Raw genomic sequence first — 15,124 nt, 5'->3', positions numbered from 1 at the left:
GGGAATGTGCTGCTTAAGTTCGGTCAGCGCATAATCGGCGCGCTTTCCTCGAAGCTGTTGCTGAAGATTTCGTCTGGCAACGGGGCGAGCTCCAGGCCGACGACAATCGGGTCATGGTCTGAAGAGCGGAACGCGGAATCGGAGAAAAAGCTCGCCGGCTTCACCAAGCCGCTTACCGACTCTTCGTTGTAGTCCAGCAGCCGACTCTCATCGGCATTGATCGGCCACGCGGTCACACCGGTGACCTGCAGCGCTAGCGTCCCCGAGGCCAATGCGTAATCCAGGTAGCCGGCCTGTCGATTGAAGCGGAACGAATAGGCGTTGCTACCCAGGTCTCGGGCGATCAGATCGATGAACCCGCCGTCGCGGAGTGCCGTGATGGGGTCTTCCATCGCATAGGCGTTCAGGTCGCCCAGGATCAGGACATCCGGGTCGCCGCTGCCGGTGGGATCGGTCGCAAGCCAGGTTGCCAGCGCTGACGCTGCGTCGGTTCTGGCCGCGTTGAAACACCCCTGGCCATCTCCCTGTCCGAGGTTGTCTCCCGTGGCATTCGAGCAGCTCTTCGATTTGAGGTGATTGACCACAACCGTGAAAGACTCACCGTTGGCAGTGAACGTCTGCGCCAGCGCTGGACGGTTGAGGAACGAATCGAAGAGCGGATCCACCGTGGCATCCAAAACCGCAAAGCTGCCGGTTGGCGTGACCGCCGCCGGCTGGTAGATCAGACCGACCTTGATGACGTCCGCGCCAATCAGACCGGTGTCAACAAACGCGTACCGCCCCGGCTCACCCGCAGCGGTGTTGAGCGCGTCTACCAGATCAGCCAGCGACTGGCTCGCGTTGTTCTCCAGCTCCACCAACCCTACAAGCTGAGCGTCGAGCGCCAGCAGGGCCGAGACGATCTTGGCTTCCTGGCGCGTAAACTCGGACGTCGAGTCGGCCCCACGACAGCCCACCAGGCCTGGCCCGCACGCTGCGCCGCCCGTGTCGATCGTCGTGAAGTAGTTGAGAACGTTGAAGGCCGCGGCCTTCAGGCTGCCCCCCACGTCGTCGGGCTGGGCGGTCCGGGCGTTGGTACCGTCGGCAACAAAAAACTCGCTGTCGACGGGCCGAAGTCGGAAAGCGCCGAACGCAAAACCCATCACGCCGCGGACGTCGGTGAAGGTGTCTCCGGCGCGCTGCGGGTTGTCCGCCGTGAACCCATAGGCGAGGGGTTCATTGTTCGAGCCGTCACGGCCGTCATCCAGCAGCAGCTGGTTGAGTTCGTTGAGCGCAAGCTGATTGTTGGCGTCCACGCCCGGCATGGTCGCCTGGGTCGGCGCGATCAGCCGTCCGTCGGAGACCGTCAGCTCACCGAAGCGTACCGCATTGAATATCTCGCTGACGGTCAGCTCCTGGCTGAACTGCACCAGCATGCCCTCTACGGCCTCGTATTCGACCGCACTTTGTCGGGGCAGCAGAACCTGCGCGGGGCTCACCGAGTTGCCGCCGTCGCAGATCGTGATGGTCGGTGCCGAGAGCTGAGTCTGAGCGAAACTATCCGAGACGGTGCCTATCACGCGGACGCGGTCTCCGGGGGAGACGTCGGTGGCCGTGGGGCCCCCTTCAAAGATAAAGATTCCTTCAGAGGTTGCCGCATCACCGTCCGCGTCACCGTCTTCTTCCTGAATAAAAAAACCGTCGAGCAGGCTGGTGTCGGTGGCCGCGTTCCCGGTGTCGTCTTGGTAGTCGCCCACTACAATCCCTTCGACCACCACGGTTTCGTTCAAAAGATTGGGGGTTCCCATGTTCCCTTGAATTGCGCTGATCAGAGTCGCGCCGTCACCGCAGACGCCCTCGGTGGTGGTGAAGCTAAAGGAAAAATCGTCGCCGCCCGTGCCGTCCGCGTTGCCGTCGAGCGGGTCGTCACCGCCGTCCACGTCGGTAACCCCGCTGGCCAGCACGTTGACCGTACACTGCGTCAGTGCTGGAAGACTGCTGGCTGAGGTGAGCTGGATATCTGCGACGTCGGTTGCCGGAAGCCCGGTGAGCGAGATGGCTGTGCCGCAGTCTAGCGCGACGGCGTTTTGAGTCAGGGAGACGTTCTCGTTGAAATCGAGCGTAATTGTGGTGTTCGTGGCCACCCCGGTTGCGTCTGCCAACGGATCGGTGGTGGCAACCTGGGGCGGTGGATCCGTCAGGGTGTTGAAGCTAAAAACAAAATCGTCGGCCGGTGAGCCGTCGGCCGTACCGTTACTGTTACCGTCCAGTGTATCTGCCGTTCCGTCCTGGTCCGTGATTTCGTCAGCCACGAGGGTTACATCACAGCTGCTGCCGGCGGGCAGATCAGCGTCCGGCGTCAGAACAATAGTGTCGGCGGTTGCGGGCAGGCCGGAAAAGGTCAGCGCACCGCCGCCGCAGTCGAGCGTCACCGCCGCGGCCGTCGCAGCAACAATCTCATCAAACGATAGGGTGAGGGTGGCGGTCACTTGAACGCCTGGCGCCAGGTCCTCCGGTACCGTAGACATCACCTGGGGTGGGGTATCGATCACGGCATCGCCGTTGACAATGATGTTGTCGAAAGCCACATCCTCGTCGCCGGCTTCCAGCGCGACGGCGCGCAGGCGGATAGTCAGGCTATCGGACGGATCGTCCGGGATGGCGCCGCTGAAATTTTGGAAGGTGGGCGACAGGGCCGCACCATCGCCGGTGCCGTCGCAGTCGCTGTCCAGCAGCGGTTCGGTGTTGGTGCCCGAGGAGTCGGCGAAGCACACGAACGGGACAAACGTCGCGCCGTCGTAGGCGTATTCGACGATAAGGGCTGAATCACCGTCCCAATCCTCATTGCCATCGCTCGATTGATCTTCCGCGACAAGAATTTCCAGGGAGAGATTCGTCAACCCGGTGACGTCTATGGCGCTGAGCGTCAGGCTTTCGCTGGGCCCGCAGATTGCATCACCATTCGTGTCTTGAGCCGCCCAATAGAAGCTGCCGTCCTGACCCGTGACCTCGTAGAAAGAGCCGATGTCGCTGCCGTCGGTGCGGGTAAAGAAGTCGGCGGACCCATCGTTGCAAGTGTTGCTTGAGGTGTACCGGGTTCCTTCCCCGTCAGTTTCAAAACTTTCCTGCGAGACGATCGCCGCCTGTACGGAAACAGAGACAAATAGCAGAAAACAGCAGGCATACTTCGGCATCGGTGAGCGTTCCTTAGATTGAGGCAGCCACCCTAGCGGCGACATGTTTCAGTATTTTTTCGCACCAAGATCTTTCCCGGGAAGACCGGTCGCGGACGCTCAGCGCGAAATGCCGTAGTCTAGGCGTTTTAGGCGCGGACAAAAACCATGGCATCAGGTGCGGACGTGAAGCTGCAGCGTTTCTCAGACACGGAGCTTGCCGAAAAAAAGAAAGCGCTCACTGGCCTCCTGGTGGTGCTGATGATCATCGAGGGGCTGTATCTGGCGTACTACGCGTATCTCTTTGTGAACGGTAGCTTCGACGCGGACCGCCACGTGCTGGGGCTGGTTCCGCTGGTGGGGATCAACGTGGTACTGGCCCTGAACGTTATGAATATCAGCAAGCTCACGCAGGAACAGCGCCGCCGAGAAGGTGGCTAGTGTCCTGTCGGCGATCTGAGACCTCGCGAGAAGCGCAAAAAACGGGGTGATCTACCCCGGTCGCGAACCTAAGCTGACCCCACCATCAGCTACCGAGGCCTGTCGCCATGTCGTTCGTGATTTCTGGAATACCCGTGTCCCGTTTTCAGCATCTAGTCGATCTCACCGACGCCCAGCTTGAGGCCAAAGGTGTTGTGCGCCAGACGGCGACCTGCAACCCCGGATTCCCTTGCCGCGTCACGCTGGAGGATGCGGAGGTGGGGGAGCCCGTGCTGCTGCTTAACTATGTCAGCCATCGGGTTAACAGCCCGTATCGATCGAGCTTCGCCATTTACGTAAGGGAAAACGCGAACCAAGTGGCGACGTTTGTCGATGAGTTACCGCTGGTGATGCAGGGGCGACCGATCGCCCTGCGGCTGTTTGGCTCCGACGGGGCGCTTTGCGGGGCCGACCTTTGTTTGAAGGAGGGCCTGGAGCAGAAAATCGTCGACGCGCTCGAGCGCCCGGGTGTGTCGTACCTGCATGCCCACAACGCGGCCCACGGCTGCTTTTCAGCAGAGATCCGTAGAGCTTCGTAGGCAGTCGAACCGACGCTTGTCGGAATCGGCTTAGTCCTGGTCTTCGAGATCGTGGGCAAAAACGAGCATATATCCGTCGGGATCCCGAATGGCGATTTCCCGCATGCCGTAATAAGGCCGGTCCTCGGGGCCATGAACAGCATTGACGCTTTCTTTGATGGTCTCCCAGAACTCGTCGATGTCGTCGCACCAGAAATAGGCGTCCCAGCAATCGATGGTGCCGTTCGGCTGAACGTTTTCGGGTTTTGCCTCTTTCAGCATCACGGTGAATCCATTGCGGGACGGCATGGCAAAACTTGGCGGCTCACCCCACAAGCGTGGTTCGTCAAAACCCAGGACATCAACGTAGAAACGCACCGACGTGTGTATGTCCTTAACAAAAAAATGGGGGGCGCTGGCTTGAATCTTCATGTCGTAGATCCTGTTTGTTTTTAGCCAGCCTAAGCCATTTTCGGCGCAAAAAAAGGCCCGCCGAGGTGGCGGGCCAAGGGAGTGATGCAGCGGGGTGGGATCAGTTTCCGCTGATCTGCCCGCGGATTTCTCCTGCGGGGTTCCGGCGGGTGTGGATGTTGATGTAGACATCGCCGGCGTCCATCGCGTCCAGCAGCGCCGTGAGCGGCTGTCCGGCCAGCGGTCCAACCAGGTCAGCGGCGTTCACCTCGCCGACCAGCTCCCGGATCGGTACCAGGCGCGAGGTGTCAATGCCGGGCAGCAGGTTGACGATCACCGGGCCGTTTTCACCGGCCGGCGCAAGGTGCAGGTGCGCCATCGTGACCTGGCTGAGCGGTCCATTTGAGCCACTGCGCAGCTGGATGTCGTAGGTCAGGCTCATGCCGTCATCCGACACTTCCAGCAACGCGTCGCCGGACGAGTTGGTGGCCACCGGCGGCACTTCCTGATCGCCGGACAGAACGGCGTCAAAGATCTGATTGGTGTCAACCAGCTCAAAGCTGAACTTGGTGACGGGATAGCCAAACTGGGTGAAGTCCGCCATGGCATAGCGTGGATCGTCGAGAATGCCGCCGCTGCCCGCCGGCAGGAAGCCGCCACCATCAACGTCGCTGCCAATCGTGCCGATCAATCCGTCTTCCACCACACCGGTGTTAGGCGCAGCCTGACCAAAAAACGCGGTGTTGGCCGGAATTTCGTCGTTGACCTCGGTACCGGCATCCAGCACTTCGCTGCCTATGACAAAGAAGTTCTCCGCGACAAACTCACCGTCAGCGGTGAAAACCTGGTGGGCTCGCGGGTTGCCGTTCGAGATACAGAAATCGTTGCTGGGCAGGATCATGGAGGCGTACGAAAACCAGCGGTTGGCCAGCAGTTCCGAGTCCAGATCAAACTCCATGGCGGTAATATCGCCCGGGGCAATCGGGCCATTGGGACCAGGCACCGTGGCGTCGACACCCGCGGGAACCAGCAGCGCAAAATCGTCAGAAATAGGCCCGTTGTTGCCGTCTTCGCACAGCCGTTCCATCGCTACGGAGCCCTCGATGGGAAGGCTGGAAGCCGGCGTGCCGCCGTTGTAGGTGTCGAAGGTGGCGTCGTGAAAGCCCACCCAGAAAGGGGTCAGAAAGGTTGCATTCTGGGGTGCAAGGTTTTCGATCGTCACCCGCAGCCGCACGGGTTCAGCGGTAACGGCTGACGCCGCCAGGACGCCGGTTACGGCGGCGGCGAGGGAGGTTTGAAATCGGTTCATGGTCGGATCCTCTTTTTTCTGTTCAGCAAGTAGGCGAAAGGAAGTATTTTTTGGCCAAGCTTCGCTGCCGCGTTCCCTGGCCTGCCCGTACATCCCGCCAAACAGGCAAAAAGTTTTTTTTTCTTCGATTGATTTTGCGAATCCCGGTCATCGAATTTTTCGATGAAAGAAAATTGGGTGTATTCGTGTCCTTTTAGTGTTGGGGTCCACGCATCGCGTCAGGAGCGGGCAAAACGATGAGCGCAAAAGCAGCGAGAATCCGTGATTGGTCACTGATGGTTCGGGTCGGACAGGGCTGCAACGAGAGTTTTGAGCAGCTGTACAACGATTATCATCCCCGGCTGGTGCGGTTTCTGAGTCGCCGTCTGAGCGACAGCCACACGATCGAGAGCGTGGCCTCCGACACGCTGATGACCGCCCGGGACAAGGCCGATCAGTTCTTTGCCAACAGTCAGCTTTCGACGTGGCTCTTCGGCATCGCGGCGCGCAAGGCGATGCGGGCGGGTGAACGAGAAAACCGACGCCAGCATGCGATCCCGCAGGTAACGTTGAACAACAGCGTTAACGGCACCAATCAGGTGAGCCGCGTCCGCGAACTCGGTGATCTGCTGAAAGCGGGTCTGGGACGCCTGCCGGAGTCCCAGAAACGTGTTGTCTCTCTTCACCTGATCGAGGGTTATTCGCTCGCTGAGACGGCCGACAAGCTCGACCTGCCGCTAAGCACGGTGAAAAACTGGATGTTCCAGGCGAGGAAACGCCTCAAGCTGCAGCTCGAACAGATCGCCTGACCGACTCCTCAATGCGGCGGGACCCCGAAACGTCGCGCGTTACCCCACTAAAGATCGCCGCGAGACTGGCCGACGTGACTTTAGTAACTGCGTTCCTCACGGCCCGCCAGGCGAGCCGTTGCCCGATTGCGGCCGAGTGGTAGCGCGAGCTTCACTGAGGAGGTCCTTATGACGTTGTGGATGCCATGGGCGTTGGCGCTGCTGGCAGTATCGCTTGGCTATCAGGAAAGCCAAGACGCCGCTATCGCGATGGCGCTCATGTGCTTACTGGCGCTAAGCATGATTTTCCGGCCCGGCTGGTGGACGTTCTGGATGGCGCTCGGGTTCTGGGAACAGCGGGCGCGAGACAGCCATCGACCGGAAGCCAGCGGCCCGGCGATTGCGCTGCTGGGCTGGATTTTGCTGCTGCTAGCGGTTTTTCTCGCGTTTCGGTTTTAGCTGGCTGTGACGGATATCAGCGTGAAAGCCGGTTGAATAGACTGGCCCCTTGCTGCGCTAACTTGTGGTCGACGCCAAGCTTCTCTTCGATGGTTGCGCGTAACGGATCCAGTTCGGCCAGCGCTTCCGCGTTGCGCCCCCGATCGGCCAGCAGCTCACAAAAGAACATTTCGGTTTCTAGTGCCATCAGGGAGGCACGGCCCGCATTGCGAGCCGATTCGATGGCCATTCGAAACTGTTGTTCGGCCGCGTCGAGCGCGCCGCGCTCGTGGAGTGCTCGGGCGAGTATGGCGCGCGCCCCGGCGGTGATGGCGCTTTGTTCGCCGAGGCTGTCCGAGGCGTTGTCTGCCACTGACTTGGACAGGGTTTCGGCATCCTGCGGCCGCTCCCGCATCAGCATGACCTCCGCCAGATTCACGCCGTTCAGCAACGTCATCCGGTGACGTTCGCCCCACTTCTGCATTAGGGCCTCCTGGGTATCCGCCATGCGGACTTCTGCTCTGTCGAGCTGACCGGATTCTTTGTAGCGAACGCCGAGGTTGATTCGCGACACCAGCGCCCAGGGATGGTCGGCCGCGTAAAGTTTGATTGTGCCCGCAAGCGCCTGCTCGTTCAGCGCGATGGCCCGCTCATAGTGGCCGAGTTTCGACAGAACAACCGCGAGCGTCGTCGCGTTGGAGATCCAGGCGTCGCTGTCCGTGCCGAAACGCTTTTGGGCACTGGCGAGCAGGGGTTCTAGCATTTCGGCTGCCCGGGAAAACTCCGACAGGTCAATAAAGACACTCGCCAAAGCTTCCGCGGCCATCTCGGTGTTGGCGTGTTCGGGGCCGACCAAGGCGACGAGCCCCTCATGGGCTCGCTCGAGCACGTCGCGAGCTTCCCCCACTCGCCCCTGTCGCTGCAGATTATCGCCGAGATGAATAAGGGTGCCCCAGTCGTTGGGATGGCCTGAGGTTTTGGACGGCGGGCGGATTTCCAGCGCCTCGCGAAGCCATTTTTCGGCCTCACTGAAATCACTTTGTATTTCCGCGACGCAGGCCAATACCTTGCGGCCCGCTCGATGCACCGAGTGGCCCTTCGGCAGATTTTCGGCTGCCGCTAGCGCTTTCTCGGCGTACGCTTTCGCTCGGCCTGGTTCATCTTCGCAGAGCTGCAGGCCAAGCTGCGTTGAGGCCATGCCGATTTCCGAAGCAACCGGCGAGTCCATGTCTTCGAGTCGTGCGAGGCTGGTCTCGAGCAGGCTCATTCCCTCCTCGATGCGCCCGATTCGCACGTAGGCGCCACCGAGGGTGTACTCGACGGTTGAACGAACGAACTCGTCGGTGTCGATGGCCAGCTGTCGTTCGGCTTCTTCCAGGACATCAATCACTTTTGCGTCAGCGCCCCGCCCCCCTTGAAACGATGCCCCGATTACGTCCTGGAGAAAGGAGATGGCTTCTCGGCTTCGAGTTGCCGCGAGCTCCGAGGTCTCGCGAGCCTGGTTTGAGACGACCCAGCCGACAGCTGTCGCGATAACCACCGCGGCCAGTCCCGCGAACGCCAGACCGACGGAACGGCGTTGTCGGCGTCGTTCCGGTGCCTTGAGTATGTCTTGAAGCCGAGTCGAGATTTCGTCTGGGAGAGGGCGTGCGTCCGGGTCAGAGGCCAGCGTGCTCCGCAGCAGTTCGCGAAAGTCTCGAGGCACGTCTTCCAGTGCTGGCGGCTGATGATGGACCTGCCGCAGATCTTCCAGCGTCTCCGCCTGGAACGGGTAGCGACCTAGAAGGCAGCGGTAGAGCAGGATGCCCAGCGAGTAGACGTCCGATTCGGGGATGGCCGGGTCGCCGGCTAGCGTCTCCGGCGCGGCGCTCAGCGGTGACGCGGCGCTCAGCGCCTCACCCTGGCGATGGTCCACGGCCGCACCAAAATCCAGCAGGATCACCCGACCACCGGGCTCGACGATCACGTTGCTCCCCTTGACGTCGCCATGCACCAGCCCAGCCTCGTGCACGGCCGACAGCGCTGACGCCAGAGCGCTCGCGATTTCATGGCTTGCGTCTTCCGCCAACGGGCCGTCATTCAGCAATTCATCCAGCGAAATGCCTTCCACCAGATCCATCCAGATGCCGCCGTAATCGCCTTCCGTTTCTGCGCCGTGAATGGCGATCACATTGGGATGTCGCACTCGGGCAAGCCGGCGCGCTTCGTCGAGCCAGGCGCGGATTTCGGTTGACCCGGAGGGCAGGAGCTTGAGGGCCACGTAGCGGCGGAGCTGGCGATCATAGGCGCGGTAGACGCTGCCGAAGCTGCCGCTGCCGATCTGCTCGAAGACGTTTAGGTGGCGCCAGGTGAAGTCGCCGGCGGGCCTCTCGGCGCCCGGGCTGTTGAAGTCGTCGAACAGCGATACGACCCGGCGCAAACGATCGAGCGAAGGCGAACTGTCGCCGAGCTCCTGTTCGATTTCAGACCAATTGAGTTTGTCGTCGTCGCTCACGATTCCTCTGGGTCAGGCAGTTCTTTGGCCAGCGTTGCCAGGGCCCGCTGGACCATCATCCTCGCCGCGTTAGCGGAAGGGCATTCCAGCTCTCGCGCAATGGATTCGAAATCCATGCCGAGTTCAACCCGCAAAACCACTGCGGTACGCTTCGGTTCCGGCAACCGATTGACCGCCGCCTCAAAGGCCTCCAGGTCCTCGAGGTTGGCGATGCTGTCGGTCCCCTCGGCGGTGCGGAGTTTCACGCTCTGTGCCAACACGATGCGCTGTCGCGCCCGGCTGGTGCGTCTCACCTCGTCTTTGACGCAGGACAGCAGCACCGTTCGCAGGTAGGCCAGAAAGGCGCCGGGCCCCTTCGCGTCAAAGTTCTCTAAGTTATTTAAGGCCCGGACCAGCGTTATCTGCACAAGGTCATCGGTTTCGGACAGATCCCGTCCGTATTTCGGCAGGCGACCGCGAGCCCAGCGGGACAGCACAGGCAGGCAGCGCTCGGCCAGGTGGTCGCGAGCGGCGTTGTCCCCGGCGTTGCTGCGGCTGATTAATTCACGCGTGGAGCTGAGATCCGGCTGGCTCATGACCCGACTCGGCGGTTGTGAGCCTTGATTCTAGCTTGAATCCCTGGCGCTGGTTGGGGTTTGGGAGTGCGGTTGCCAACGCGCTCGGCCTTTGCAAAGAGAGCAATGGCTAAATCAGGATCAGCGATGCGCCCTTTTCGAATTGTTTTGTGTTTTTTTGTGATGGCAAGCCAGGCGGCAGCGCTAACCGTTTCGCCGCCGGCGCCAACGCCTGTGTCTGAGGTGCTGGTCGATATCGGTGGTCTCACGCCGGGAATCAGCTATGAGCTCGAGCTGGCCGATGGCTCAGGCACAAACTGGCCCCTTGCCGGCGGCACCGCCGACCGGATCGGCGCGCTCTCGCTTACCGCCACCATGCCGCGCGTGGATCCCGGCAATTACCTGCTTGAGCTGTATGCCGCTAGAACGCTGGTTGTCTCGCAGTCGGTGACGATTGCGGCGCCGGCGCAGGTGTCGTTTGATCCGCCGGCCGCCGCGCCGGGGGAACGCGTGAGCTTTTTGGCCAGCAATCTGCCATTTGGTCAGTACACGCTGTTTCTCGAAGGGTTGCGGCTATTTGGTCCGCAGGCTGCCCAGGGAGAATTGGAAGGTGAGTTTATCGTGCCCTTTCAGCGAACGCTCAACCCAGCAGAGGTGGACATACAGCTCCGAGGTCGCAGCGGCCGCTTGATTCTGGTGAATGTGAGTGAACCCTTTTCGATCCTCGAAGGGGAGGGCCCTTACACGGTTCCCAGGGCCGTCACGGCAGAGCTACCCGATGAACCGCTAAACCGGCGGCAGCGAACGCGCGTTTCGGGAGAGCTCGAACTGCCACCGCGCGTGCTGCAGGACCCCGATGCACGCGTTTCGATTGTCACCTCGGTCTGTCCGGAAGACGGCGCGCTGCCTGACCACATCACCGAATGCATCATGTTGCCGGTGAACCGTGGGCCGGCGACGCTCGATGCGGACGGCGCTTTTTCCGCCGATGTCAGCGGTGTGAGCATTCTGTCTGGCGACGCTACGTGGCCCAGCTTCAACGAAGGCACCGTTGACGGCGGGCTGGTGTTCATCTCACCAGGTGAGCGCAGCGGCAGCGTGCCGTTGGGCAGGCTGAACCCCGGGACGCCTCTGCCAACCAAAACGCTGACAGTGAAGTTGATAAAAGGCTTCAGCGATGACGAGCCGCTGGAAGGGGCTCTCATCAACCTTCAGGGTGGCATCCTGATCGATCCGGATTGCCCCGAGGGCAACTGCGATCTCGCTCGACAGGTGGCCGGGTCCGGAGCCTTCCAAACCGTCAACCAGTTCTCGGATTGGATCAGCGATGTAGGCAATCTGGTCAGCAACCCCGGGTTCTCTTGTCCGCTGTCCCTTGCGCGGGGATTCACCGATGCCAACGGTGAATTCACCTTTACGCTCGATCCTGAGCACATGGTTTTTGTCGCGAAGGCGCTCAACGCCACGGGCAGCGTTCTCGAGCAGCTTGGGGACATCGTCCCCGGGGCGATGCCACCCTGGACGCGCTATTTTCCGCTTCAGCTCAAGATGAACGCCTTGAGTTTGCTGGACGAGGAGCAGAGTTACGGTTTTATCAACGCAAACGGACAGGCGACGGGGGCCGTATACCCATTCTTCTACGACGTGCAGACCAACAAGTTCCATGAAGGCAACCTGGAGCTGACGCTGCCCGCGCCCGGAGAGGACCCAGATACCAACCAATATCCGGTGCTGTTTGGGAACTCGGCCAGCAATAATCTCTCGTTTGTGTTTCCGCCCGTGAACGCTGACGAGCTCGAGCTGAATAGCGATCCGTTCATGCCGGGGTTAACCGTAGGGTTGGCAACGAGGGAAAGCCCGAATTCCGAGCCTTTGCTAAGATTCAGCGCGATTTACGGCTACCCGGACCGTTCCCGTTTCCCCGACGCCATGTTCGATATTTCCCGGGAGCTGGAGGTGCGCTTCGTCCACGACGCGCTCACATTTGGCGCGCTGCAGAACGTCACGCTCAAGTTCGGCAATTCGCGTTATTCCCTAGCGGTAACAACCGACGGCGAGACCTGTAGCGTCGAAGGGGACCAATACTCAACGACGATTCCGAACGCGCATCGGCTTGAGCCTGGTATCCACACGCTGCGGCTGGAAGCCTCGCTGCAGGCTAGCGACAAGCCCGTTTCGCGCGATTTCCAGCTGGTGGTCCTATCGGGACCCGACTGGCTCGCGGCCGACTCCCTCGAGAATCCAAGAATCGCCTGGTCGCCCGACAGACTGGAGCTGATCGCCAACGAAAAACCCCAGATGCTGGACGTTTCCGCGACGGTGAATGAATACGACATCGGAACGCTGCAGAATGACTCCCACAATGACGCAATCCTGACAGAGACGGTCGACTCGCACGGCTTTTCGGGCATTCGTCGCTTTGGTATGAGCGACAACCAGGCGATGAACCGGGTTCCGGCAAACGTCCCGTCAGGCTTGAATCCACCGCCGCTGAGCGGCGGCGTGGGCACGATGCAGTTTGGTAGTCCGGTTCCACAGACGCTGATCGACACCGGCAAGATCCCGCTGTTTCGTTATGTGTGGGGCGTGCCGCCGATCGCTGACGCAACGCTGGGCGTCGATTTCTGGTTCAAGCTGCTGCTGACGTATTTTGGCCAGGTCACCATCGGCGAAAGCGTCACCAGCAGGGTCGAAATCAATCCGGTCGTTCAGGCCGGCCTCGATTTGTTTATCGATGTCTCAATTCTGTTCGATATCGTGAGCCTGGACATGACCGCCAGCCCGCAGATTGGCATCGAAATGCCGTTTTGCGTCATCGACGGTGCGCCGCAAACCAGCGAGGAACTGTTCAAATTCCTCCTGCGTCTCAGCTATGAGGTTTCGGTCGGTGTATGTCCATTATGTATCGGCGCTGGCGGCACGTTTACGCCGGTTGATCTGTGCGAAGGAAACGGATGCCCGTCGAGCAGTCCCGGGACCATCTGCCCCGATGCCAAGCGGAGCGCGCTCCGGCTTGATGTGAGTAAAGGCGATGAGATCAACCGGCCTCAGCTCAGCGGCCGGCATAGCAGCATCGCCAGCAATGGCCGTGGCAGTTCGCTGGCTGCCTGGGTCGGTGATGACGGGCACATCTATTCTCAGGAAGTCTCAGCCGGCGGCAGCCTGATCGATCAGCTGGCCATTGCGAGCCCGCGAGGCGTCACCGGCCTTGACACGGTCTGGTTCAGCCGAACTCGAGGCCTGATGGTTTGGGCACAGAGCGGCCTCGATGAGCAGACGTTCGAACAGTTTCGGCAAGACTTTGGCGCCCGTGGCTTTGCTGGCGATTGGCAGCCGGTCAGCAGCCAGCAGCATCTTCGCTACGCGCTCTACGAGGACGGCGGCTGGTCGGCGCCGATGGACCTGACGCTACCCAACGGCGGCGAGGGCGGGGTGAAGCTGGCGGTCTGTGCCGATGACCCTGTGCGAGGATCCGGTTGTCCCGCTGACGGTGAGGCGCTGGCCGTTTGGACCCGGGACCTTGATGGTGATCTGGCAGGCAATCAGCGCGTCTTCTTTTCAAGATTTAACGGCAGTAGCTGGTCCATTCCGGAACAAGTCGATCCAGGCAGCAACTTCAAGGAACTGCAGCCCAGCGCAACCTACGTCAGCGGCAATCCCGTTGTGGTCTGGGTGCGTAACCAAAGTCGCAGCCTGGCCGATCTCTCCCAGCGGGAGTTGGCTTACCGCTTTTTGAACAGCCCCGATACCGCCATCGTTCCCACCGAACTGTCCAAAGGGGTGGCATCGCCAACCGTGCGGAGTGACTCGCTGGACCGGCTCATCGTGGCCTACTCGGCAGCGACAGACCCGGCCGCTTTCCTCGGTAATCGGCGCAGCCTGCGCCTCGCTGTTGCTGACTGCACCATGCAGCCCTGCACCTGGGCTGAGCAGGAGATTCTGGACGATGACCAGCGCCGAATCTACGTGGAACGGCCTCAGCTTGAAGTCACCCCAGAAGGTTTTGCGGTCATGGTCTTCCGACATCTGGGTTACGGGAGCCTGAGCGGTCAGCCGCTGGCGCGCGCCGACGACAGCCCCGGCGCCATCAGTGGTTTGGGGGATCTCGCCATGGTCAGCCTGGATCTGGAAACCAACGCGAGTTTTCTGGAACCACTGACGGTCGACGGCGCGCTCAACCTCAATCCGCAAATGGCTTATGACCCGCTGCTGGACGAGTTGCTGGTGACCAGCGCGCCGGCCGAGGGGTTGGCTGCTGGCAAGAACTTGCCCGGCAGCAAACGTCGCGTTGCTGGAGGCTCAAGCCGGCTCGGCAATGGCTCAGGTCCACGTCTGAACCGCCTGGGCAACGTTCCCGATCTGGCGGTTGTCAGCATCACGGCGGACGCTGAATGGCCCGATCCTTTCCTGCCGATCACCGTTCGTTTCGTGAACCGCGGGGCGCCTTTCGATGGCGAGGTGCCGATCCGTCTGAGCTGGGACGGCCCGCCGGATACCGGCCGAAGCGTGTGGTTTGAGACGATCCCCGACCCTGGATTCAGCGGTGCAACGCGCCAATACTCCATTGGCTTTGCGGAAGGTGACTTCCCCGACGAAATTCATCGTCTGTACGTAAACATCGATCCCGAGGGTGAGTTCTCAGACCGCAACGGCAGCAACAATCAGCTCACTCGCCTGTTTGGCCAGCTCCCGGAGCCGGCGATCACGTTGGTCAAAACCAGCCCGCGAACGCGAACAACGCAGATCGATTTTACCCCGGTGAACGATTTGCGTGTCGTGGGTTACCGGATCTACCGGTCGACCGATGGTGAAACGTATTTGCCAATCGGAACGACGTTTACGAACGGTTATCTGGACGTCACCGGAACTTCGCAACAGAAGGCGTTCTATCGTGTAACCAGTTTCTCGGCTCGGGGTCAGGAATCGACCCTTGGACCCCCGGCCGAGCGCCAACCGGTCAAAACGGAAGTCATTTTCCAGAGCGGTTTCGAGCCACGGTAA

Annotated in this window: 10 protein-coding genes; 5 read left to right on the top strand and 5 right to left on the bottom strand. The window is 60.9% G+C overall.

Going from position 1 to position 15,124, the window contains the following annotated elements:
- Positions 1-23: 23 nt before the first annotated feature.
- Positions 24-3,173 carry an ExeM/NucH family extracellular endonuclease gene (locus AAF358_09845; GenBank protein MEM7705842.1) on the bottom strand — a complete coding sequence of 1,050 codons (3,150 nt, stop codon included), beginning with the start codon at positions 3,171-3,173 and terminating at the stop codon, positions 24-26.
- Positions 3,174-3,320: 147 nt separating this feature from the next.
- On the opposite strand from AAF358_09845, the gene AAF358_09840 reads away from it, so the two are divergent.
- Together AAF358_09840 and AAF358_09835 are read left to right on the top strand one after the other, a co-directional pair.
- Positions 3,321-3,593: a hypothetical protein gene (locus AAF358_09840; GenBank protein MEM7705841.1), complete on the top strand. Its 273-nt coding sequence runs from the start codon at positions 3,321-3,323 to the stop codon at positions 3,591-3,593.
- 134 nt (positions 3,594-3,727) lie between these two features.
- Positions 3,728-4,171 (top strand): DUF1203 domain-containing protein, encoded by a 444-nt coding sequence (locus tag AAF358_09835; GenBank protein ID MEM7705840.1) that lies wholly within the window; start codon positions 3,728-3,730, stop codon positions 4,169-4,171.
- A gap of 30 nt (positions 4,172-4,201) precedes the next feature.
- On the opposite strand, the gene AAF358_09830 is transcribed toward AAF358_09835, so the two are convergent.
- On the bottom strand, positions 4,202-4,582 hold the full coding sequence (locus AAF358_09830) for a VOC family protein (protein MEM7705839.1): 381 nt from the start codon (positions 4,580-4,582) through the stop codon (positions 4,202-4,204).
- A 100-nt stretch (positions 4,583-4,682) separates the two neighbouring features.
- A complete protein-coding gene (locus AAF358_09825) occupies positions 4,683-5,870 on the bottom strand; it encodes a spondin domain-containing protein (protein ID MEM7705838.1) in 1,188 nt (395 codons plus the stop codon).
- Between the two features lie 236 nt (positions 5,871-6,106).
- On the opposite strand from AAF358_09825, the gene AAF358_09820 reads away from it, so the two are divergent.
- Together AAF358_09820 and AAF358_09815 are read left to right on the top strand one after the other, a co-directional pair.
- Entirely contained in the window at positions 6,107-6,658 is a 552-nt protein-coding gene (locus AAF358_09820) for an RNA polymerase sigma factor (protein ID MEM7705837.1), read from the top strand.
- Positions 6,659-6,826: 168 nt separating this feature from the next.
- The gene (locus AAF358_09815; GenBank protein MEM7705836.1) at positions 6,827-7,096 is read left to right on the top strand and encodes a hypothetical protein; all 270 of its coding nucleotides are present in this window, start codon (positions 6,827-6,829) and stop codon (positions 7,094-7,096) included.
- A 16-nt stretch (positions 7,097-7,112) separates the two neighbouring features.
- On the opposite strand, the gene AAF358_09810 is transcribed toward AAF358_09815, so the two are convergent.
- Together AAF358_09810 and AAF358_09805 are read right to left on the bottom strand one after the other, a co-directional pair.
- Positions 7,113-9,569 (bottom strand): tetratricopeptide repeat protein, encoded by a 2,457-nt coding sequence (locus tag AAF358_09810; GenBank protein ID MEM7705835.1) that lies wholly within the window; start codon positions 9,567-9,569, stop codon positions 7,113-7,115.
- Positions 9,566-10,144: a sigma-70 family RNA polymerase sigma factor gene (locus AAF358_09805; protein MEM7705834.1), complete on the bottom strand. Its 579-nt coding sequence runs from the start codon at positions 10,142-10,144 to the stop codon at positions 9,566-9,568. The genes AAF358_09810 and AAF358_09805 overlap by 4 nt, the downstream gene beginning before the upstream one ends.
- Positions 10,145-10,270: 126 nt before the next feature.
- On the opposite strand from AAF358_09805, the gene AAF358_09800 reads away from it, so the two are divergent.
- Positions 10,271-15,124, top strand: a complete 4,854-nt coding sequence (locus AAF358_09800) for a hypothetical protein (GenBank protein MEM7705833.1) — start codon at positions 10,271-10,273, stop codon at positions 15,122-15,124.

The sequence above is a fragment of the Pseudomonadota bacterium genome, assembly GCA_039033415.1.
Classification (GTDB): Bacteria; Pseudomonadota; Gammaproteobacteria; order Xanthomonadales; family SZUA-38; genus JANQOZ01.
This window is presented reverse-complemented; position numbering and strand designations above follow the sequence as displayed.

What these genes read in the sequence shown, in the direction of transcription:
- AAF358_09815 (MEM7705836.1), top strand. Translation starts at nt 6,827, where the DNA reads ATGACGTTGTGGATGCCATGGGCGTTGGCGCTGCTGGCAGTATCGCTT.
- AAF358_09840 (MEM7705841.1), top strand. Translation starts at nt 3,321, where the DNA reads ATGGCATCAGGTGCGGACGTGAAGCTGCAGCGTTTCTCAGACACGGAG.
- AAF358_09820 (MEM7705837.1), top strand. Translation starts at nt 6,107, where the DNA reads ATGAGCGCAAAAGCAGCGAGAATCCGTGATTGGTCACTGATGGTTCGG.
- AAF358_09800 (MEM7705833.1), top strand. Translation starts at nt 10,271, where the DNA reads ATGCGCCCTTTTCGAATTGTTTTGTGTTTTTTTGTGATGGCAAGCCAG.
- AAF358_09830 (MEM7705839.1), bottom strand. Translation starts at nt 4,582, where the DNA reads ATGAAGATTCAAGCCAGCGCCCCCCATTTTTTTGTTAAGGACATACAC.
- AAF358_09825 (MEM7705838.1), bottom strand. Translation starts at nt 5,870, where the DNA reads ATGAACCGATTTCAAACCTCCCTCGCCGCCGCCGTAACCGGCGTCCTG.
- AAF358_09845 (MEM7705842.1), bottom strand. Translation starts at nt 3,173, where the DNA reads ATGCCGAAGTATGCCTGCTGTTTTCTGCTATTTGTCTCTGTTTCCGTA.
- AAF358_09805 (MEM7705834.1), bottom strand. Translation starts at nt 10,144, where the DNA reads ATGAGCCAGCCGGATCTCAGCTCCACGCGTGAATTAATCAGCCGCAGC.